The sequence below is a fragment of the Comamonas aquatica genome (genome assembly GCF_018064205.1).
Classification (GTDB): Bacteria; Pseudomonadota; Gammaproteobacteria; order Burkholderiales; family Burkholderiaceae_C; genus Comamonas; species Comamonas aquatica.
Genome location: NZ_CP072916.1, coordinates 1,917,325 through 1,936,091 on the forward strand (window position 1 = coordinate 1,917,325; position 18,767 = coordinate 1,936,091).

The window sequence follows — 18,767 nt, forward strand, 5'->3', positions numbered from 1 at the left end:
GGACTGCCCCGCCTGGATGCTTGTCTACCCATCGCCTCAATCCCAGTGCGAATCGGTCGCCGGCTCATGAAACGAGGTTTCCAACAGGCACTGGTTGTCTTCGGCGATGCGGTACATATCGTCCAAAAGCGTGGCGATGACCTCGTCCAGTGCGTCGCGGGACAAATGAGGAATCGAGAGCTCGTACAGCGTGCCTTCCTTGTTCAGTCGCTGCATCGCAAAACGCTCAAAGCAGGTCTGCTCGATCAGCCGGTGGGAGCGGGCCAGGCCGCGCGAGTGTTTGCTGAACCGAGCCAAGGTCATCGTGACATGCAGGACAGCCACAGGCATTGCTTCTTGGGCGGGTGGGTGTGCAGCGCCCGCTTGCGAAGTCACCAGGAGCAATGGTGGCGGTAGCAACTGAGCTTGCTGCGCCAATGCAGTCAGTCCCTGCTCGAAACGCGCCTGCAGACTTGAGCTCGATGCATCCAGGTAGCGCATGGCCGATTTGACATCCTTCCAGCCGACGTACTCCATCAGCTCCTTGATGTCCCAGCCGCTGGCGCGGGCCCATCCGGCAAAGCCGCGGCGCATGGAATGGCTGCTGTATTCTTCTGGCGACGCAACGCCGGATACGGCGAACAGGCTGCGCAGCAAGGGGATCAGGCTGTTGACGTGCAAGCTCCCCTCGGCCACATGACCCCAGCGGTCAATCTTTCGGAACACAGGGCCCCCGGTCAATCCAGCGAGACTGATCCAGGTATTGAATGCCGTCACGGGACACAGGCGGGTCAGCGCCGGGCATTTGAAGACACGGCCCTGCAGTTGCCTGTCGCCTTTGCTGCGGCCCAGGTAGCAGGCCATGCCCTGGCCAGTGGTGATCTCGATGTTCTCCACACGCAGATTGACCAGTTCGTCGGAGCGGAACCCACGCCAAAATCCCAGCAGCATCAGGCTGCGGTCGCGCGTGTGGCGCAGAACGGCTGGCCGGTCGCCGGACCGCTGCGCATTGCTGATGGCGGTATCGAGCCACTGATCGATCTGCTGAAGCACGGTCAGTTCCAGCGGGCGGGCACGCTTTTCTGGCACGCTGTGGACAGCGCGAATGCCTTTGAGGACCTGGCGCACCAAGGCCGATTTGGTGGGATCGGGAAAGCCTTGATCGGTGTGCCACCTCGACAACGCCGCCAGCCGCTGGCGCAGGGTGTTGATGGCCAGGGTAGCCGCGTGGTCGGCCAGGTAGCGGGCCATGGCGTCCGCTGTGGATGGCAGCAAACCTTTCCACTCGACTTCAAAGTGGCGAATCGCCGAGGCGTAGCTTCGGCGCGTGTTGTCGCTCTCGGCTGCCTCGATGTATTGGGCAAGACCCATCGTCAGGGATGTTGCTCCGTCAGTACGTCCGGCGCCTGTCGATGGTTTTTGCGGAGCCATCGCATCAGGCTATGGAGCGCACTTGCCGAAGCAAGGCGTAACCACGCAACTTTGCATTGGCTTCATGTGGTCATGAGTTGGGGCCAATTCCGCTACTTCTCCCGCACCAATAGAAGCGCCGTCTTGCAACGTGAGGCCACGCGTGATGCAACCGAGCCCATTAAGGTGTGCCGTGCTGTTCCAAAGCCGAGTGAGCCCATCGCCAGCACATCCCATCTGCTTTTGCCGGCCTGTGCGGCAATTGAAGCGCCTGGATCTGCCCCGATCAATCGCACTTCTCCCGCCGTGATGCCGACGCGGGCAAGCAGTTCATGGGCCGGCTTGAATACATTCTCGAACGCAGCCATTTGCATGGCATTGACCTGCTCCGGCTTGATGCCGGTCGGAACCTCCCGCTCTATCCACCCTGGCACAGTGATCTTCGTCAGGTCAGGAACGACGTGGATCAGGCTCACCGAGGGCGACGCGCCGAAAAGGTCGCGGTTGCTGGCCACAAAGCGCGCGACGGCCAGTCCGTAGGGGCTACCATCCAGCGCAATGCCGACTTTGAGTGAATCGCGCTTGTTCATTGCGGCCCCGCGCATGATGAGCAGCGGCTTGGTGCACGAGAGCGCCACCGCGCTAGCCACCGAGCCTAGCAGCAGCTTTTTCAGCCCTGTATCGCCGTGTGATCCCATCACGATCAGATCGGCCCGGTCGTTTGCAACGATTGACGTCAGCTCCCGCGCGACGTTGCCAACAACGTACCGTGCCGTGGCGTTCGCGCCGGCGCGTTTTAGTGTCGCTACTGTGGATCTCAGCGCCTTAGCGGCCTATGCCTCGTGGAACGAGTGCACCATCTCTCGCCCCAGTGCACGCGCCGCGCGTGGGGGCACGGGATACTGAATATTGACCAGTTCAACTTCGGTAGGCGTTTTTAGCAAGGTGGTGCGCGACGCGACGAACGCTACGGAAGATTTGCTGTACTTGCTGCCATCGACAGGCATGAGGATACGCATCGGAACTCCTTTGGTTGATTGGATGGAATGGACGGCCTAGAATTTTTCGGGTCGAAGCACCTCGACGTCGGCGATGAACATCACCATCGAGTAGTTGTCGTAGTAGCGCTCCCGCAGTGCCTCGCCGATTGCGACGGCGATGTGCGCACTGCATAGCACCTCAATCCGGATGTTGGCGTGCGGGCCCCAGGTGGCGTCGCGCCGGCCTCGACTTCCCTTGCCGCGAGCCTCTGTCACCGTGTAGCCACGCGCACCCAACGTCTCCAAGTCGCGCAGGAGTGTGGTCTCAAGCGTGGCTTCACACACGACGGTCACCAGTTTGATCATTCAAGTCTCCTCAATTGGCCGTGCGTCCTCACTGTACGACTTGCTGTGCGAGCCGGTGATACAGAGGGATGCCGACCAACAGGTTGAAGGGAAAGGTAATGCCCAGCGCCGCACCGATTGATAGGGCTGGATTGGCCTGTGGAACTGCCAGACGCATGGCAGCAGGTGCTGCGATGTAGGACGCGCTGGCGTAAAGCGTGGCCAGCAGCGTAACGCCACCGACGGACAAGCCCAGCAACGTGCCGGTCACCAGTCCCAGGCCGGCGGAGAAGAGTGGCATAACGGTCGCGAAAACAAGGAGGAACGGCCCGGCACGGCGCAACTCGCCGAAGCGGCTCGCTGCCACCAAGCCCATCTCGAGCAAGAAGAAAGCGAGCACGCCTTTGAACAGGTCGAAGAACAAGAGGTCCAGTGGCTCGATGCCACCTGGCCCAGCGATCCAGCCGATCGCCAACCCGCCGAGCAGCAACACAATACTTTTGCCCGCGAACACTTCATGAAGCACCTTGCCCCAGGGTGTGCCAAGCTCGCCGCGCCGCGCGAGCAGGACGCCGATTACCAGGGCCGGAAACTCCAACAACACCAGAAGCACCGTCATGTAGCCTTCGAACTCCTGGCCAAGGCGGGCGAGGTAGGTTGTGCCGACTGCAAACGTGACCACGCTAACGGATCCGTAGTGGCCGGCGATCGAACCGGCGTCGGCGCGGGACAGCCGACCCAGGCGGCGCAGCACCGGGTAGGCCACCAGCGGGATCAGCGCGCCCGCAGCGACCACTACCAGGGTGGGCAGCGCAACGGAAGAGAGCGGATGGCGCGCCAACTCCACCCCGCCCTTCAGGCCGATGGCCAGGAGCAGGAAAATGCTCAGCGACTCGTAGAGGACGCCAGGGATGCGCAGGTCCGACCGCACGAAACCGGCCAGCACCCCAAGGAGGAAGAAAAGGATAACGGGTTCGAAGTGCGGCATCGTGTAGCGATCAACGCGCGATCAGCACCGGCAAGATGCCGAGATACGCGACTATGTAGGCCTCCGAGTCGGGGTGAAGCGACTTCGTAGCTATCAAGCTGTACGAGAACATGGGAGGCGAAGATGGTGAAGACTGGGATCGGAAGATAACGGCCCGTGAGGCGAGACGCGGGTTCACGATTCACCCACCCATGCCAATGCCATGCCTGTGCCCACGCTGGCGGGGATCCCGACTCGCTCCAGGAGTCCCGCGGGTGCCCCGCTGATCACCTCGACAGGCACCGTGCAGTTCTCCATGAGCTGGCTGGTGAGCGAATTCTGGACAGCGCGCACGAATGCACTCTTGCGCGCCGTGCCGATGACGATGCGGTGGCAACACAGGTGGCGGGCGGCGGCGGCGATGCAGTGAGCCTTGTCACCAATTTCCAGATGAGCGCGGTAAGGGACGCCGGCAGTATCGAGAAGCTGCCGCGCGACGGCGAGCGCCTCATCCGCGCGCTCTTGCTGGAATTCAGCGCATTGATCGCGACTGATGTGGCGAACAACGTTGGGAGAGAAAGGCGGCTGCACGTTCAGCAAGTGAATCATCCTCACTTCGCCGCAAGAGTATGCAGATATGACATGCCGCACGGCAAGCAGCGCGCTGGCTGTTCCGTCGCAAGGTAGCAGGAGCGTGGCCATGGAGATCTTTACATAAGCTGTTTATTTGGTTGGGTGCTTGCCCCACGATCCCATCGCTGTAGGTGAGCTCACGCCGCCGTTATTGGCAGCGTGATCGCAGGCATCCAATTGCTGCTGTCGCCGAAGGTTCTGGGGCAGCGCCCGCTTGTCAGTGAAACCGTGAGCCTGAGTGTTCATCGTCTCTCTACACCTTGCGATTTGTTGACTGTGCTGTCTGGTTGAATTTAATGTGATCGGGGGATCATGAAAATCAGATTGTTCTGATGCAAGTATCCGAAAAAGCAGAGCCATCAATCGTGGCTGCGCGACATGGCTGCTGGCGGCTCATGTCAAGCATGGAGGATGCGCGCGCGTCACGAACGCTACCGCGCGTCCGTCGGTTCTTATGCCTGGTCATCCCGCTTCTTCACATCAAACGGATAGGCGCCGCCTGGTGTCCCCTTGGGCGGAATCTTGAGTGACAGGATCATCGTCACTGCCAGCGTGACTGCGGTGAATCCGAGCGAAAAAACCACCGGGATCTTATAGACGTCGATCAACAACATCTTTGCACCGATGAACACCAGTACGATCGCCAGCCCATAGCTGAGCAGGTGGAAGCGCTCGTGCATGTTGGCCAGAAGAAAGTACATCGCGCGCAGGCCCAGGATCGCAAACACGTTGGAGGTGAGCACGATGAATGGGTCGGTCGTGATCGCAAAGATGGCCGGGATCGAGTCCACTGCGAACACAATGTCAACGATACCGATGAGCAGTATCACCACCAGCAAAGGCGTGGCCATCCTGACGCCGCCAAACATGGTGAAGAATTTCTCGCCGTCATAGTCCGGCGCAATCTTGAAGCGGCTGCGAATCCACTTGAGAGCTGGATTGTTGTCCAGGTCGGGCTCTTGGCCGGCGGCCCACCACATCTTGATGCCAGTGAACAGCAGGAAGGCGCCAAACAGATACAGGATCCAATGGAACTGAGCAATCAGCCAGGCGCCCACGAGAATCATCACCGCGCGCAGCACGAGCGCGCCGAGGATGCCGATCATGAGTACGCGCTTTTGGAACTCTGCCGGCACTGCGAAGTAGGTGAACAACATCAAGAACACGAAGATGTTGTCGACAGCAAGCGCCTTTTCGATCAAGTAGCCGGTCAGGAACTCCAGCGATTTGGCATTGGCCAGCGAGCGCGCGGCCTCATCCGTTCCGGTGCCGCCAAGGTGCCACCACAGCCATCCCATGAAGACGAAAGACACGCCGACCCAGACGAGCGACCAGATGGCAGCCTCGCGGGTGCTGACGCGGTGTGCGCCCTGTTTGCTCATCGCAAAGAAATCGACCAGCAGTGCGACCAGCACAAAAGCCGTGAACAAGGACCACATGAGTGGAGAGCCGATAGATTGCATGACCGCCATTGAAGTGAGTTGCAGAGAGTCGCCCAGATTTGAGAACGACGACGGGGACAGGACGGGCGATTATAGAGGTTCGTGGCCCAAGCGCTGACTCTTGGGTTGCACCCGCGATATGCGCACACCAGTATGCGAGGGACCCATCTGTCACGGCGCAGATAAGAAATGTGTCGCTCAGCCAGCAATGCCTGCGCTGTCCTGCCGACTTCGGCGGTGCTCAAAGCAAGAATCCGCGAACGGCAGTTGTGTGAGCACCGTGTCAGGGCGGGTTGCGCATTTCAAGTAACACTCCTTCTGGAGGGATCATTCATTCGAGCCACCCATGCCGAAGAGGCTAAGCAGACTCGTGAACAGGTTGAAGATGGCGACATAGAGCCCGACGGTGGCCAGGACATAGTTGGTTTCGCCACCGTGGACGATGCGACTGGTCTCGAACACGATCAGACCGCCCATCAGGAGAACGAAGGCGGCTGACACGGTAAGCGACAGCGCTGGCACGTCAAGAAGCAGTGCTCCCAGGCCAGCCAGGAATGCCACCACGATGCCTGCCAGCAGGAACCCACCCATGAAGCTGAAGTCCTTGCGGGTGATCAGTGCATAGGCTGACAGCACGAGGAAGATGGTCGCAGTGCCACCCATGGCCATCATCACTACCTGATGCCCGTCGGGCAACGCCAACTGCTGCCCGAGGATCGGACCCAGGGTGTAGCCCATGAAGCCTGTGAGCCCGAACATCGACAGCACACCCCAGCCGCTGGCACGCAGCTTGTTGGTCAGGTACAGCAGGCCGAAGAAGCCAACCAGCGTCAGCATCAGGCCGGGGTGCGGGAGCCCCAAGCTCGCGCTTGCCCCAGCCGTCGCGGCGCTGAAAATAAGCGTTAGGGACAACAGGCCGTAGGTGTTGCGCAGCACGGCATGCGTGCTGATCAGGCTCGGCGTGTCCTGCCGGGAAACAACCAAAGTTTGGGCGCGCTCACTGGTCATGCCCTGTCTCCTTGGAGGTAGACGGTATCAAGGGGCACGTACCGGTTGCGTGAGGGCCGAGGACCTTGGCGTGAAGTGTTTCGCAGCGGATGGGTGCGATCGAGGTGCTTGACCACCTCCCGCCCGACGCGCTCGGCGGCCCGGTCGATGGTGGCGTAAAGATCGACGCCGACCTCTTCGACCACGGCGGCCGACGCATTGAGCAGGTAGACCTGCATTCGGCAGAACTTGTCGGGCCCGCCACGCGGCCCGTTCTCGTCCCCGATACGGACCAGGACCCGTTTGATGCGGTGGCTGTGGCGTGTCAGCATGAAGCCAAGCCGACGCCGCACGTGCTGGGCCAACGCATCCGTCATCGCAAATCCTTGAGAATGAATGTCAACCATCAATTTGCACCTCGCGTTTCGTCGTTAGTGAAGATGCCCAGAATTTAGGGCCGGGCGTTGCGCTTGAAAATCAGATTGTTTTGTAGCCATCATCCGAAAAAACGGCACAATTGCGTCAGCAAGCGTCCGGGCCCGGATCATGAACTACAAGCACCTCCACTACTTCCTGCAGGTCGCCAAACTCGGCAGCGTGCAGCGTGCCAGCGAGCGGCTGCACCTGTCACCGCAGACCATCAGCGGGCAGATACAGTTGCTTGAGGAGGCGCTTGGGAAGCCGTTGTTTTCCAAGAGCGGACGCGGCTTGGTGCTTACCGATGTCGGACGTGTGGCGCTTGGCTATGCCGAGGACATCTTCTCGACGGGGGCCGAGCTCGAGGAAGCCGTGCGTGAGCACCCCCGCAAAGACATGCTGCTTGAGTTTCGAGTGGGTGTGGTAGACGCTGTACCGAAGACGATCGCCTGCCGACTGATCGAGCCAGCCTCTCAATTGCCAGAGCCGGTTCGCATCGTATGCCGCGAGTGGAAGCTGGACACGTTGCTGGGCGAGTTGGCCTTGCACCGTCTCGACCTCGTGATCTCCGATGCGCCGATTCCCTCCACCGTCAGCATCCGCGCCTTCAATCACAAGCTGGGCAGCTGCGGAGTGAGCTTCTTCGCAGCGCCTTCGATACTCGCGTGGTGCACCGGAAGATTTCCGGGCTGTCTGGACGGCGCACCCCTGATCATGCCAGCGGAGGAATCCGCAGTTGGCCAGCGCCTTCGTGCCTGGCTGCATGCGCGGTCGCTGCACCCCAGGGTGGTGGGCCAGTGCGATGACAGTGCCCTGGCCAAGGAGTTTGGGCGACGAGGAATGGGCATCTTCGCGGGTCCAACCGTGCTCCAACGTGACATCGAAAAGCAATACGGCGTTCGCGCGATCGGCGCGACGCACGAAGTCGTTGAGGAGTTCTTCGCAATCTCCGTCGAACGCCGCATCACTCACCCGTGTGTGACCGCCATCACCGAGGCGGCACGCAATGAGTTGTTCGCGCCTCCGACGCGGCGGCGCCCGTCCGCCCGAGCGTCGGCCTGAGCGCGTCAGGCACCAGTGCCCACACAAGACTTAGCAAAAAGGCATCGCACAGGAGAGGACCATCCGGTTCGGCAGCTCCAAGACGTCGTCCCTCCGTACGGAAGTAGGACCACCCATGCCGAAGACATTGCGACTGCCGGCGCTGCCGGGCGGCAAGGCGCGCTGGCTCGTGCTGTACGTCTGCTGCGCCACGATTGAAACGTGTGGCCCGGTATGCTCCAAACGCATGGGCATAGTGGCGGATGGTGCAGGAAGCTGCGGCCACACCGCTGCTTGATGTACCCTGTCAGCTCTGTTTCAAGGCAATTAACAATGAAAAAACTACTATCAGGGGTCGGGTCGCTGCTTTACGGCATGCGATTCACCATGCTGTTCTTCTATGTGGGTCTGGTAGCGATCATTTTCGGCATTCTGGGAAAGTTCCTCCTGGAAACCTACAAGCTGATGAATACCTTGCTGTTTGGCCAACTCGAAAAGATCGACCTCATCATCAAGGTGCTTGAACTGGTGGACATGACGATGGTGGCGCAGCTTGTTTGGGTTGTGGCGCTGGCGGGTGTATCGCTCTTTGTGACCACCGGGCACTTTGACAAGAACGACATGAAGAAGCCTGACTGGCTGGACCACGTCAATACCTACAACCTCAAGCTGAAGCTTGCCTTCGCCATCATTTCTATTTCAGGCGTACATGCATTGAAGACCTACTTGAGTGGCGATCTGAGTTTGGAAAACATACAGGTCGTGACGATGGTGGCTGTGATCCACTTTATGTTCGTACTTTCCGCCATAGGAATCTCTTTTGCCGAGCGGTTGACGCGAGAAAAGGCATAGAGGCTTCTCGAAATCGTGTTCAACACACGCGCAGACTGAACCACCCATGGTCTGCCCGACGCGAACAAGTTTTGCGCGTCGTGATTGTTTGAAAGTTCATTTCGCTTCGGGCCAACTCAGCCGACGAATGTTGCAGCAGCAGGGATCGCTGCCTTGGACTCAACCTGGCGAAGGCCTCAGCGTGCGCCTCCTGCAGATGTCGAGTAATCCCGTGCTTTTTCCTCTCGATGTTCGGCCATCATCGGGCACGCGACGCGAGCCCGATGCTTGTTCTACGCAACCAGTGTGGAGGAATGGGCTGCTGCCGGTTCCGTTGACACCGACCTAAGCTTCTTGAGCTTTCTCGAACTGTACGGGACTGAGATAGCCGAGCGTCGAATGCCGGCGCGTCGGGTTGTAGAAGCACTCGATGTAGTCGAACACATCTGAACGGGCCTGCCCTCGTGTGCGGTACACCTTCCTGGCCGTGCGCTCGGTCTTGAGGGAACTGAAGAAGCTCTCCATGGCCGAGTTGTCCCAGACCTCACCAGCCCGGCTCATGCTGCAAGTGATGCCTTGTTCATCCAGCAGCTTCTGGAAGTGCTCGCTGGTGTACTGGCTGCCCTGGTCCGAGTGATGCAACAAGGCCACCGTCTTGCCTCGACGCCACACTGCCATCATCAGCGCATCCACCACGAGCTGCGAGGTCATGCTCTCCTGCATCGACCAGCCCACGATGCGCCGCGAGTACAGGTCCAGCACCGCCGCCACGTACAGCCAGCCCTCGGCTGTCCAGATGTAGGTGAAGTCGGCTACCCACTTCTGGTTCGGGCCATCGGCCCGGAACTGGCGGTCCAGCACGTTGTCGGCCACCGCGCTGCGCGTGCCCCGGTCCTTGGGCAGTCCACGTCGTCGGGGCCTGGCTCGTAGTGCCTGCTCTCGCATGAGTCGCTCGATGCGGTGCAGACCACAGGCTTGACCTTGCTCCAGCACGTCGTGCCACACACGGCGCGCGCCGTAGGTGCGGTCGCTGCGCACGAAGCTCTGGTGGACTTGCGCGCCCAGCACTTCATCGCTGAGGCTGCGCTGGCTCCTGGGCCGTGTGAGCCACGCGTAGAAGCCACCCCGCGAGACACCGAGCGCCTCGCACATCAGATTGACCGGCCAGGCCCCTCGGTGTTTCGCCACGAAGCCGAACTTCACATCGACTCCTTCGCGAAGTAGGCCGCGGCTTTTTTCAGGATGTCGCGCTCCATCTTGAGCTTGGCAACCTCCTTGCGCAGTCGCGCTATCTCCGCGTCCTGGGCCTTCTGCTTGCCGTTGCCAGGGTACGCCTCCTGGGGCTCCTCTCGCAACTCACGAACCCACTTGCGCAGCACGTTCTCGTGAACGTCCAGGTCCTTGGCTGCCTGGGCCACAGCCACGCCACGCTCGGTGACCAACCTGACCGCCTCGAGCTTGAACTCGCGGCTGAATGTCCTTCTTGTCTCCATGAACCACCTCCGGTTTCATCTTCCACCTTAACAAGGTGTCTTTGAAACCGGCAGCAGCCCAGCTGTCGATTGCCGGGCACACAGTTGCACAACCCCCTCACACATCAGCGCATCAGGCTTGGCAGCCGGCCAAGCTCTACCCACTATCGATTTGCTCGTCTCAGGACAGTCTTGCCGAACCCAGGCAGTCAACGTACCTCGGCCTGGGTAGCCTAAAGCCCTCATCGTTGCAGCAATACAGCGATCATGGGCACGGTAATAAGCGACTGCCGCCTGTCTTTGCTCCAGTGAGTATTTCTGCGCTCTTGGTGCTTTGTTCTCAGGCAAATCCTGATGCTTCAGGTACTGCTGATACCAACCTTTTAATGCGTTCTTCGTTGGGTATCCCAACTGGCGGATCGTGGCCCTGACACGCAAGCCAAGCTTGATGCAAAGCTCAACTGCACGAATCCTGTCTGCGTATGAGTACATGAACTACCTCCTGGTAGTCCAAGTTTTTGTCCGCATCTCCACCGGGGGCTAGTGGGTCAATTCTGGTTGGAAATCAACAGAATGGCCATTTGAAGACACGGATATCACCATTGAGCACCATTGTCGGACCGGCCAGGATGTAAAGATCGTCACCGGAGAAATGCAGGTCGCGCACGCCCAGGCCGTCAAGTTGCAGGAAATGTTTGCGCAGCAGCGTGCCGCTCTCGTCAAGGGGTACCAGGCGGAGTTGATCCCGATGCGCCTCGACTGCGATTTCGAGCAACGCCGACCAGCCGCGCAGCACCGGGCCACGCAGGCCGAGCAGCAGCCGCTGTCCGTCCACCGCCAGACCTTCGATGTCAAAGCCGTTGTCCTTGCCCGGGATCGCCATGTAGGGGCCAAAGTGGGGATCGTCGGCCAGGATGCGGGTGAGCAGGTTCGCCTGCGCATCGCCTTTGAGCCGCAGTGCCTGGCGGCCGTCTTGAGCCTGACGTACCAGGCAGGGCTCACCCTTAGCATCGGGCTCGATGGGCAGACATGCCAGCAGGCTGGCGATTGGCGTCGAGCGTCACTTTTGCCAGCCGTTTGGCGTTGTCGGCGTGACCTCGGTCCGGCTTGATGTTCTTGCGCTTGAGGCCATGCGAACCAACCACCCAGAGGTAGCCATCGGCCACCGCCATGCCTTCCAGGTCGGCCTCATCATCGTCTGCACCGGGCAGGTCCAGCAGCTCAGCCAGCGGAAAATCGCGGACTTCGCCAAAATGCAAGGACTCGCCGCCTACGGCGTCAAGGCGGCGCAGGCGATCCAGACCACTGGCTTCGTCGCCTGCCACCCAGAGCCAATCGCCGGTGAAGGCTGCTCCCGACAGGTTGTTATGAACCAGGGAGTCAGGTGCGAACTCAAGACGAACGGCATTCGGGATTCGGGTTTTGGGCATGGGATGGGGTTTCTGGAAAAGATGTTGCGTTGGTCGCCCTACTGATTGACAAGTGCCATCTTCGGTTGGCTTATTCGTCAGCTGCGGGGTGCGATTTGACCACTCACGGGCTTGCAAGGTCATCATGATCTTTCCTTAATTTGCGTTATCTAAAACGGTCATCGGCGAGAGCTCAGGTCGATGGTGACAACATCTTTCTCCTGGACCGAAAAAACCAGTGTGAAGTGCTCGCCGTCCTTGACGAACTCATGGCGCTCTTCCGAGGGTGAGGCTGAGCGAAGCGTCTGCTGGTACCCCAGTGCGGCGAAGCCCTGGATATAGTGGTTTAGAACTTCGGTGAAATCAGCCTTGCCCTGGTAACGCACTTGCACTTGCTGCTCATCGCGTTGCCACTGAACTCGCGCCAGGCCGGGATAACGTGCAACCGGCGCCGGATCGGTACCCGAGACTTCGCGCAGCGGACTTTCCGGCTTGAATCCTGGAACCAGGACGCCCAGTTTTTCCTGGACGCCCGGGATGACCTGCTCGACCTGAGCGGTGGCGGCACGTACAGCTTCCGGTGCAGCGTTGACCCCATCTCTGGCCATACCGAACAACCATCCGGCAGTGCTGATCGCCGCCCAGATGAATAATGCGACAAGCACCAGAAAGGTCACCGACAGGAAAATCCAGGTTCGGCGGCTGATCGAAAAGATACGGCTCAGGAGACCGCGCAAGAGGGGATTGGATAATGGGCTCACGTCATTCCTCCGCCGAAAACACGGGGGTCGGCCCAAACTCCCGTTGCCGGGACAAGCGGCGTTCGAGGCTGCCTGCGGCACGATCGACGGCATGCGCAATCGCCGCCTGCAGATCGCAGGCAACTTCCTCGATCACCACATCCCGCATCCGCGACAGCGGAATACGCAGATGACAGCGCTTGTCGTTGCCGCCACGCGGACCATTGATGTCGGACAGGCTGACGACGATTCGATCGACATCGTGCTCGGCCCAATCCAGACCAAAATTCACACAACGCTCGATGTGCTCTCGCAAATCGTCAGACACTGTGATCCCTTGGCTGCGGATGTCGATCTTCATTCCCTGTTCCTCAGATAGTGAAATAGGGCTTCAAGATAAACAAGGACGAATATTTAAAAAACACAATTTTTTGTGGATAATATTTCGTAAATTTCCGAAATGTCAGCATGAATCACAAACACCTTCATTACTTCTGGACGGTAGCCCGGCTTGGTGGCGTCAGCCGGGCGGCGGAGCAACTTGACCTCACGCCACAAACCATTAGCGGGCAACTGCGTCAGCTTGAAAATGAATTGGGGGCCGCGCTTTTCCGCCCTTCAGGCCGCGGTCTTGAACTGACCGATGCCGGACGGATGGCTCTGTCCTACGCCGATGAAATACTGCATCTCGAAAGCGAGATGAAGCAGGCGTTGCTGGCGCGCCAGCAACGCCCGATGCCGATCCTGCGCATCGGCATCGCAGATGTTGTCCCGAAATCGTTTGCCTACCGCTTGCTGGCCCCCGTTGGCAAACTGCCGGAACCGGTCAGACTGGTTTGCCGGGAAGGCAGTATCGACATGCTGCTCGCCGAACTGGCCCTGCACCACCTCGACATGGTCGTGGCCGATCGCCCGATGCCATCGGGACTGGCCATTCGCGGTCACAGCCATAAGCTGGGTGAAAGCGCCCTGGCCTTTTTTGCGGCCGAATCCCTGTGCCCCGAGCCGCCCGCTTTCCCGGAATGTCTGAACAATGCACCACTACTCCTGCCCGGCGGGCATGCCGCAGTTCGTGGCCTGATTGATCGCTGGTTCAGTGACCAGCGGCTAACCCCACGGTTGATGGGCGAGTTCGATGATGGCGCGCTAATGAAGGCATTCGGGCAAGCCGGTGCCGGTTTCTTCCCGGGGCCGGCGGTGCTGGCTGATGAGATCCACTCACGCTACAACACGCCTTGTGTCGGTCGCGTAGAGGAGATTCATGAAAGCTTCTGGGCGATTACCGCCGAGCGGCGGATCAGCCATCCATCAATCGCGACGATCATCGATTCCGCCCGTACAGCACTCACTCCCGATCTATCCCATCAACATCCAGGCACTTCAGCCAGCCCAATCGGAGACCCTCATGCAAGCAAATGAAAATTCGACTCACCAAACGAAAGACCCCGTCTTGTTGTTCTTTAACCGGGTGATCGCCCAGGTTTCCCGAGTCCTTGCCGCAATCATGGTGATGGTCATCATCTGGGGAGTGGTAGATGTGGTTTATGTGCTCCATCAGCGTTTGATCGCACCGCCCTTCATGCTGCTAGAAATCAAGGACATCATGGCGACATTTGGTGCCTTTATGGCGGTGCTGATTGCCATTGAAATTTTTCACAACATCATTCTGTATGTCGAAGACAACCACAATCAGCAACTGGCTGTCGAAATTGTTCTCGGAACAGCATTGATGGCGATTGCTCGCAAAGTCATCGTGCTTGACTTTAACGAAGTCGGTGCTGGTCACGTTTATGCGACGGCAACCGTGACTCTGGCCTTGTCCGTGGGCTACTACCTGATCGTGATTCGTGCGCAAGGCGCAAAGCGCCGAATGTCACGCAGCATCATTCCTTCTGCTAACGGTTGACGCCCATGTCCACGCTGAATGACCTGTTTGTCGCCATTCCCGGCCAATGGGAAAAGGTCATCGCGACCTTCTTACTGATCGCCTTCGGCATGGCCCTTTCCCATCTTTGGGCACGCTATCTGGCACGGGGAGAGATTTCAGCGGAAAAACGGCGGATACATCTGGTCTGGGCCAGAAACGTCATCTGGTTTCTGGTCTTGTTCATCATCATTTCCGTCTGGGCATCGACAATCGCCGGTTTTGCGCTCTCTCTTGCGGCAGTGGCTGGCGCGGTACTGATCGTCAGCAAGGAACTGCTGATGTGCGTACTCGGCTACCTTTACATCACCTTCGTTCGACCATTCAAAGTTGGCGATCTTGTTGAAATCAACCAACTGAGCGGGCGAGTCATCGACATCGATATATTTGCCACCACCTTGGCTGAACTGGGCTATGGCGGGCAACAGACCGGAAAGGTGGCAGAGTTTCCCAATGGTTTGTTGCTGACGACGCCGTTGAAGAACACCTCCCTGACGGGGGAATATGTGTTGCATCTCTTCCGCATGCCCATCCCTCAGGAAGCAACGGACGATCTCGACAAAGTCGAGGCTGCTGCATTGGCGGCCGCCGATCAGGCGACCCAGGCCTGGCAGGCAGATGCCCAAGCCCATTTCCGCAGGATTTCGGTCGAAAGCTTCATCGCCTTTCCGTCAGGTCGCAACAAGGTGCTGTGGGACTTTTCCGACCCCGACAAACTGATGCTCGTGGTCAGGGTAGCCTGTCCGAGTGACTTGCGATTGAAAGTCGAACAGGCGGTGTTTCGCGATACCTGGCGGGCGTTGAGGTTAACTCAGTCCAGTGACTCAGGGCCGGGGCGTCTTGCTGAATGATCCGACCAGCCAGTGTCCGGCGATTGCAAAGATGAACAAGACCAGTGCACCCAAGCCCCAGATTGCCCAAATCAACGGGCTGAGCCAACTGATGGCTGAAGCGAAGAAAGGCACGGTCTGGGTTACCGAAACAGTGACGCCATCACGCCAACGGCGGCAATAGGTTCGTTGCAGACGTTGGCTCCAGTTAGCCCTTGGGCCGCTTCTGGCCGCACCCGGCCACTATCCGTGCGGGCTACGCGCGTACGATCGGCAAGTCCTCCCATCGGGTCGTGTATTGCGGGCTGAGACGCCCTCGCGTTACCGACCAGTCTCGCCTTACATTTTTCAAGCTTGACGAACCCAGCTGAATTGCGCCGCGTCCAAAGCGCGCATTGATCACGTCCAGCGTTTTCGAAATACCCATCGAATCGATGGAGTCGTTCTGCTCAAACAATTCCCCCTGACTCACCGACTCCGGTGCTAGATCAAGCAGCATGACACCTGCCTTGCTTAACTGGAAGCCGGGCTGGTAAATCCGCTTGATCCCGCGTATAGCCGCCAGGACAAGAACACGGGTGTCAGATGTTGGTCGTGGCAATGCAACCACCATGCTACGTGAGAAGTTCGGCCCCGAACGAAATGGCGAGGTATGCGCGAACACGCTCACATGCCGGGTCACGCTCCCTTGCTGGCGAAGCTTTTCCGCAGCACGCACCGTGAAGCTGCTGACTGCGTCAATCAGTCCATCCAGATCACTGATCGGGTGGCCGAAACTTCGTGTATGGGCGATCTGCTTTTTGGGGGCCGGAGCATCCTCAATTGCCAGACAGGACTCACCCTGCAACTCGCGAACGGTACGTTCCAGCACTACACTCCATCGCTCGCGTACCAAGGCTGGGTTTATTCGCGCCAGATCGAGGGCCGTCAATACGCCAGCATCCCGCAACTGCTTGCTGATCCGAGGGCCGACACCCCAGACATCACCAACCTCCGTTGCCGCCATCAGGGCCTCTCTGGAGGCCAATGACAAGACCGCCAGGTTACATACCGTGGCGAACTCCGATGGGTAGCTGCCTGGCTTGCGCTCCGCAGCTTTTGCGACATGATTGGCGAGTTTTGCCAGCGTCTTGGTCGGACCGATCCCAACTCCGCACGGAATGCCGATCCATTTGAGTATCCGATTGCGCACAGTCCATGCCCGCATCCCCAAGTCATCGCGCACACCATGCAATCCGATAAATGATTCGTCAATGCTGTAGATCTCCTGCGTCGGGCCTAACTCCGAGGTGATCCGCATCATGCGCGTGCTCATGTCACCGTACAGAGCGAGGTTCGCTGACAGACCGATCAGACCGGCCTCCTTCTCCAGATGCCGGATCTGAAACCAAGGGGCCCCCATCTTGATGCCCAGTGCTTTCGCCTCATTGCTGCGTGCAATCGCGCATCCGTCATTTGACGACAATACAACGACAGGACGTCCTTGAAGACTGGGCTGGAATACTCGCTCACAACTGACATAGAAATTATTGCCATCTACCAAGGCGAACATGGCTGGCTACCTTGGCGAGGACTCACTGCTCGGTTCACGAGCACGCAGGATTGCGACCACTTTGCCCGTGGCGATGCCTTTCAGCACGGCCATCTCGTTCAGCAACGTTTGATTGACCGACGCAAGCTTCGCGATTGTTGCCCTAGTCTCGACAAGTTCCTGCCGTAGCGTCCGATTGATCTCGCGTTCGCGAACCAGTGCGCTATGTTTGGCATCCCGCTGGGTTCGTGTTGCCTTGCCCACCAAGCCCCGAATCTTCTCGGCGAGATCGGGATACGTGTTGTGAATCAGTGCAGGAGTAACCCCGGCCATCTTCGCCACAGCGGAAATCGACAACTTACCTTGGCTTGCCTGTAACTGTTCAATGGCCTGCTCGATGCCGTCGATCGTCTGTTTTCGGTTGTGCACCTTTCGGTCACCCATTGTCTATCCCTGTCTATGTTGTGAATTTGGACGATTCCGCAAGCAGACCAAGATCTTTCATGACCTGATGCGCCCACCGAACATCACGTTCGGCTCGTTGCCTAACTGCCGGCCCCGCATCGTCGATGGCCAGTAATTCGCGCTGCTGCTGATAGAGGTCTTGCCAGACATCGGCAAATGACTCGTCAATGACGGCGTTTCTGCAATCGACACATCGACTCGCTTCGTACAGTCCGGCGCGGCGTTGTTGCATAAAACCAGCGGCAACAGCTGGTAGGGTGACGTCATGAGTGAAAGTAAGCGCCCGCGTGGCAAGTACAAGACGACAAACTGGGCGGACTACAACGCCTCACTCAAGGCCAGAGGTTCACTGACAGTTTGGCTGGACAAGGACATGCAGTGGTACGCCACTGTCAGCGGCAAACGTGGTCGTCAACGCACCTTCTCCGATGCGGCAATCCAGTTCTGCCTGAGCATCAAATGCTTGTTCGGACTGGCCCTGCGTCAAAGCTTGGGGCTGGTCGAAAGTCTGTTGCGCTTGGCGGGCCTGGACTGGCGGGTGCCAGACTTCAGCACCGTGTGCCGGCGCCAGAAAGACTTGAGCGTTAAGCTGCCTTACCGACCCAGCACAACGGCACTGGATTTGCTGGTCGACAGCACCGGCATCAAGTTCCTGGGTGAAGGCGAATGGAAGTGTAAAAAGCACGGTGCCGAGTACCGGCGCCAGTGGCGCAAAGTACACTTGGCCATTGATGCCCGCACGCTGGACATCCGTGCCATCGAGGTCACTGACAACGGCACGGGCGATGCGCCCATGTTGCCGGAACTTCTCAGCCAGATACCGCCAGATGAACCCATTGCCAGTGTCGGCGGCGATGGTGCTTACGACACCAAGGCATGCCATGCAGCGATAGCGCTGCGCAATGCGCAAGCCATCATCCCGCCACGCAAGAATGCGCGAGCATGGAAGGGCACGCAAGCCGGGGCGAGCTCACGCAACGAAGCCCTGCGTGCCTGCCAGCGGCTGGGTCGCCGGATTTGGAAGAAGTGGAGCGGGTACCACCGACGCAGCCTGGTGGAGACGAAGATGAATTGCTTCAAACGACTGGGCGAGCGGGTCATGGCCAGGACGTTCGAGCGTCAGGTGACGGAGTTGCACATCCGCGTGGCGCTGCTCAACCGATTCAGCCAACTCGGGCGCCCGGTGACAGTGGCCTTGGGGTAAGTCCGTCTGGGGTTGGGGTCATGCCGTCTCCGACGGGAGTTGTGCAACAAGGCCGGTGGGAGTTTGAAGTTACGGAAATTAAAGATGGAGCTATTAGCAAAGTCTTAATAAATAAAATTCAATAAATTAAATTAAAAGTTCATTATAAATGGCCTTTTTT

General features: G+C 59.0%; 24 protein-coding genes and 1 pseudogene. 7 read left to right on the plus strand and 18 right to left on the minus strand.

Annotated elements, in window-relative coordinates; genetic code table 11:
• Positions 1-36: 36 nt before the first annotated feature.
• From KAQ61_RS09120 to KAQ61_RS09160, 9 genes are all read right to left on the minus strand, one after another.
• Positions 37-1,350: a site-specific integrase gene (locus KAQ61_RS09120; protein ID WP_210931542.1), complete on the minus strand. Its 1,314-nt coding sequence runs from the start codon at positions 1,348-1,350 to the stop codon at positions 37-39.
• Positions 1,351-1,502: 152 nt separating this feature from the next.
• Positions 1,503-2,210, minus strand: a complete 708-nt coding sequence (locus tag KAQ61_RS09125; RefSeq protein WP_276514467.1) for a universal stress protein — start codon at positions 2,208-2,210, stop codon at positions 1,503-1,505.
• 12 nt (positions 2,211-2,222) lie between these two features.
• Entirely contained in the window at positions 2,223-2,408 is a 186-nt protein-coding gene (locus KAQ61_RS09130) for a hypothetical protein (protein ID WP_210931546.1), read from the minus strand.
• A gap of 36 nt (positions 2,409-2,444) precedes the next feature.
• On the minus strand, positions 2,445-2,735 hold the full coding sequence (locus KAQ61_RS09135) for a P-II family nitrogen regulator (RefSeq protein ID WP_210931548.1): 291 nt from the start codon (positions 2,733-2,735) through the stop codon (positions 2,445-2,447).
• Between the two features lie 28 nt (positions 2,736-2,763).
• Positions 2,764-3,702 carry a sodium-dependent bicarbonate transport family permease gene (locus tag KAQ61_RS09140; protein ID WP_210931550.1) on the minus strand — a complete coding sequence of 313 codons (939 nt, stop codon included), beginning with the start codon at positions 3,700-3,702 and terminating at the stop codon, positions 2,764-2,766.
• A gap of 174 nt (positions 3,703-3,876) precedes the next feature.
• Positions 3,877-4,383: a universal stress protein gene (locus tag KAQ61_RS09145; protein ID WP_210931552.1), complete on the minus strand. Its 507-nt coding sequence runs from the start codon at positions 4,381-4,383 to the stop codon at positions 3,877-3,879.
• A gap of 383 nt (positions 4,384-4,766) precedes the next feature.
• A complete protein-coding gene (locus tag KAQ61_RS09150; RefSeq protein ID WP_210931554.1) occupies positions 4,767-5,777 on the minus strand; it encodes a TerC family protein in 1,011 nt (336 codons plus the stop codon).
• A 306-nt stretch (positions 5,778-6,083) separates the two neighbouring features.
• Positions 6,084-6,764, minus strand: coding sequence for a Bax inhibitor-1/YccA family protein (locus KAQ61_RS09155; protein WP_210931556.1), 681 nt, complete (start codon positions 6,762-6,764; stop codon positions 6,084-6,086).
• Complete coding sequence (locus tag KAQ61_RS09160) at positions 6,761-7,150, minus strand: HPF/RaiA family ribosome-associated protein (RefSeq protein ID WP_276514462.1); 390 nt, start codon at positions 7,148-7,150, stop codon at positions 6,761-6,763. Before KAQ61_RS09160 ends, KAQ61_RS09155 begins: the two co-directional genes overlap by 4 nt.
• A gap of 139 nt (positions 7,151-7,289) precedes the next feature.
• On the opposite strand from KAQ61_RS09160, the gene nhaR (KAQ61_RS09165) reads away from it, so the two are divergent.
• From nhaR (KAQ61_RS09165) to KAQ61_RS09175, 3 genes are all read left to right on the plus strand, one after another.
• On the plus strand, positions 7,290-8,222 hold the full coding sequence (nhaR, locus tag KAQ61_RS09165) for a transcriptional activator NhaR (protein ID WP_210931560.1): 933 nt from the start codon (positions 7,290-7,292) through the stop codon (positions 8,220-8,222).
• Between the two features lie 115 nt (positions 8,223-8,337).
• Positions 8,338-8,499 carry a hypothetical protein gene (locus KAQ61_RS09170; protein ID WP_210931562.1) on the plus strand — a complete coding sequence of 54 codons (162 nt, stop codon included), beginning with the start codon at positions 8,338-8,340 and terminating at the stop codon, positions 8,497-8,499.
• Positions 8,500-8,534: 35 nt separating this feature from the next.
• Complete coding sequence (locus tag KAQ61_RS09175) at positions 8,535-9,053, plus strand: YqhA family protein (protein ID WP_210931565.1); 519 nt, start codon at positions 8,535-8,537, stop codon at positions 9,051-9,053.
• Between the two features lie 324 nt (positions 9,054-9,377).
• On the opposite strand, the gene KAQ61_RS09180 is transcribed toward KAQ61_RS09175, so the two are convergent.
• From KAQ61_RS09180 to KAQ61_RS09205, 6 genes and pseudogenes are all read right to left on the minus strand, one after another.
• Positions 9,378-10,525 (minus strand): IS3 family transposase gene (locus tag KAQ61_RS09180; protein ID WP_210929257.1). Its coding sequence is split into 2 segments (ribosomal slippage): positions 9,378-10,264 and positions 10,264-10,525, totalling 1,149 coding nucleotides; the frame shifts between segments, so codons are not numbered across the junction.
• Positions 10,526-10,585: 60 nt separating this feature from the next.
• A pseudogene (locus tag KAQ61_RS09185) lies at positions 10,586-10,996 on the minus strand (transposase); the annotation flags it as partial.
• Positions 10,997-11,069: 73 nt separating this feature from the next.
• Positions 11,070-11,552 (minus strand): DUF3616 domain-containing protein, encoded by a 483-nt coding sequence (locus tag KAQ61_RS09190; RefSeq protein WP_210931815.1) that lies wholly within the window; start codon positions 11,550-11,552, stop codon positions 11,070-11,072.
• Positions 11,509-12,060: a DUF3616 domain-containing protein gene (locus KAQ61_RS09195; RefSeq protein ID WP_210931567.1), complete on the minus strand. Its 552-nt coding sequence runs from the start codon at positions 12,058-12,060 to the stop codon at positions 11,509-11,511. The genes KAQ61_RS09190 and KAQ61_RS09195 overlap by 44 nt, the downstream gene beginning before the upstream one ends.
• A gap of 32 nt (positions 12,061-12,092) precedes the next feature.
• On the minus strand, positions 12,093-12,674 hold the full coding sequence (locus tag KAQ61_RS09200) for a hypothetical protein (protein ID WP_051519707.1): 582 nt from the start codon (positions 12,672-12,674) through the stop codon (positions 12,093-12,095).
• Between the two features lies 1 nt (position 12,675).
• Positions 12,676-13,014, minus strand: coding sequence for an HPF/RaiA family ribosome-associated protein (locus tag KAQ61_RS09205; protein WP_168943196.1), 339 nt, complete (start codon positions 13,012-13,014; stop codon positions 12,676-12,678).
• A gap of 107 nt (positions 13,015-13,121) precedes the next feature.
• Here KAQ61_RS09205 and nhaR (KAQ61_RS09210) point away from each other — a divergent pair, with 107 nt between their 5' ends.
• From nhaR (KAQ61_RS09210) to KAQ61_RS09220, 3 genes are read left to right on the plus strand one after another with little or no spacing between them, the layout of a single operon-like run.
• Positions 13,122-14,072, plus strand: a complete 951-nt coding sequence (gene nhaR / locus KAQ61_RS09210; protein WP_081770874.1) for a transcriptional activator NhaR — start codon at positions 13,122-13,124, stop codon at positions 14,070-14,072.
• Complete coding sequence (locus tag KAQ61_RS09215) at positions 14,059-14,559, plus strand: phosphate-starvation-inducible PsiE family protein (protein WP_210931569.1); 501 nt, start codon at positions 14,059-14,061, stop codon at positions 14,557-14,559. The genes nhaR (KAQ61_RS09210) and KAQ61_RS09215 overlap by 14 nt, the downstream gene beginning before the upstream one ends.
• Before the next feature lie 5 nt (positions 14,560-14,564).
• A complete protein-coding gene (locus KAQ61_RS09220; protein WP_168943198.1) occupies positions 14,565-15,428 on the plus strand; it encodes a mechanosensitive ion channel family protein in 864 nt (287 codons plus the stop codon).
• A gap of 235 nt (positions 15,429-15,663) precedes the next feature.
• Here the strand turns inward: KAQ61_RS09220 and KAQ61_RS09225 are convergent, their stop codons facing one another.
• From KAQ61_RS09225 to KAQ61_RS09235, 3 genes are read right to left on the minus strand one after another with little or no spacing between them, the layout of a single operon-like run.
• On the minus strand, positions 15,664-16,959 hold the full coding sequence (locus KAQ61_RS09225; RefSeq protein WP_210931571.1) for a Y-family DNA polymerase: 1,296 nt from the start codon (positions 16,957-16,959) through the stop codon (positions 15,664-15,666).
• A 6-nt stretch (positions 16,960-16,965) separates the two neighbouring features.
• Positions 16,966-17,382, minus strand: a complete 417-nt coding sequence (locus KAQ61_RS09230) for a TetR family transcriptional regulator (RefSeq protein WP_210931574.1) — start codon at positions 17,380-17,382, stop codon at positions 16,966-16,968.
• 13 nt (positions 17,383-17,395) lie between these two features.
• On the minus strand, positions 17,396-17,635 hold the full coding sequence (locus KAQ61_RS09235) for a hypothetical protein (protein ID WP_210931576.1): 240 nt from the start codon (positions 17,633-17,635) through the stop codon (positions 17,396-17,398).
• A gap of 33 nt (positions 17,636-17,668) precedes the next feature.
• Between KAQ61_RS09235 and KAQ61_RS09240 the strand changes: the two genes are divergently transcribed.
• The gene (locus tag KAQ61_RS09240) at positions 17,669-18,607 is read left to right on the plus strand and encodes an IS5 family transposase (RefSeq protein ID WP_210931578.1); all 939 of its coding nucleotides are present in this window, start codon (positions 17,669-17,671) and stop codon (positions 18,605-18,607) included.
• The last annotated feature ends 160 nt before the right edge of the window (positions 18,608-18,767 follow it).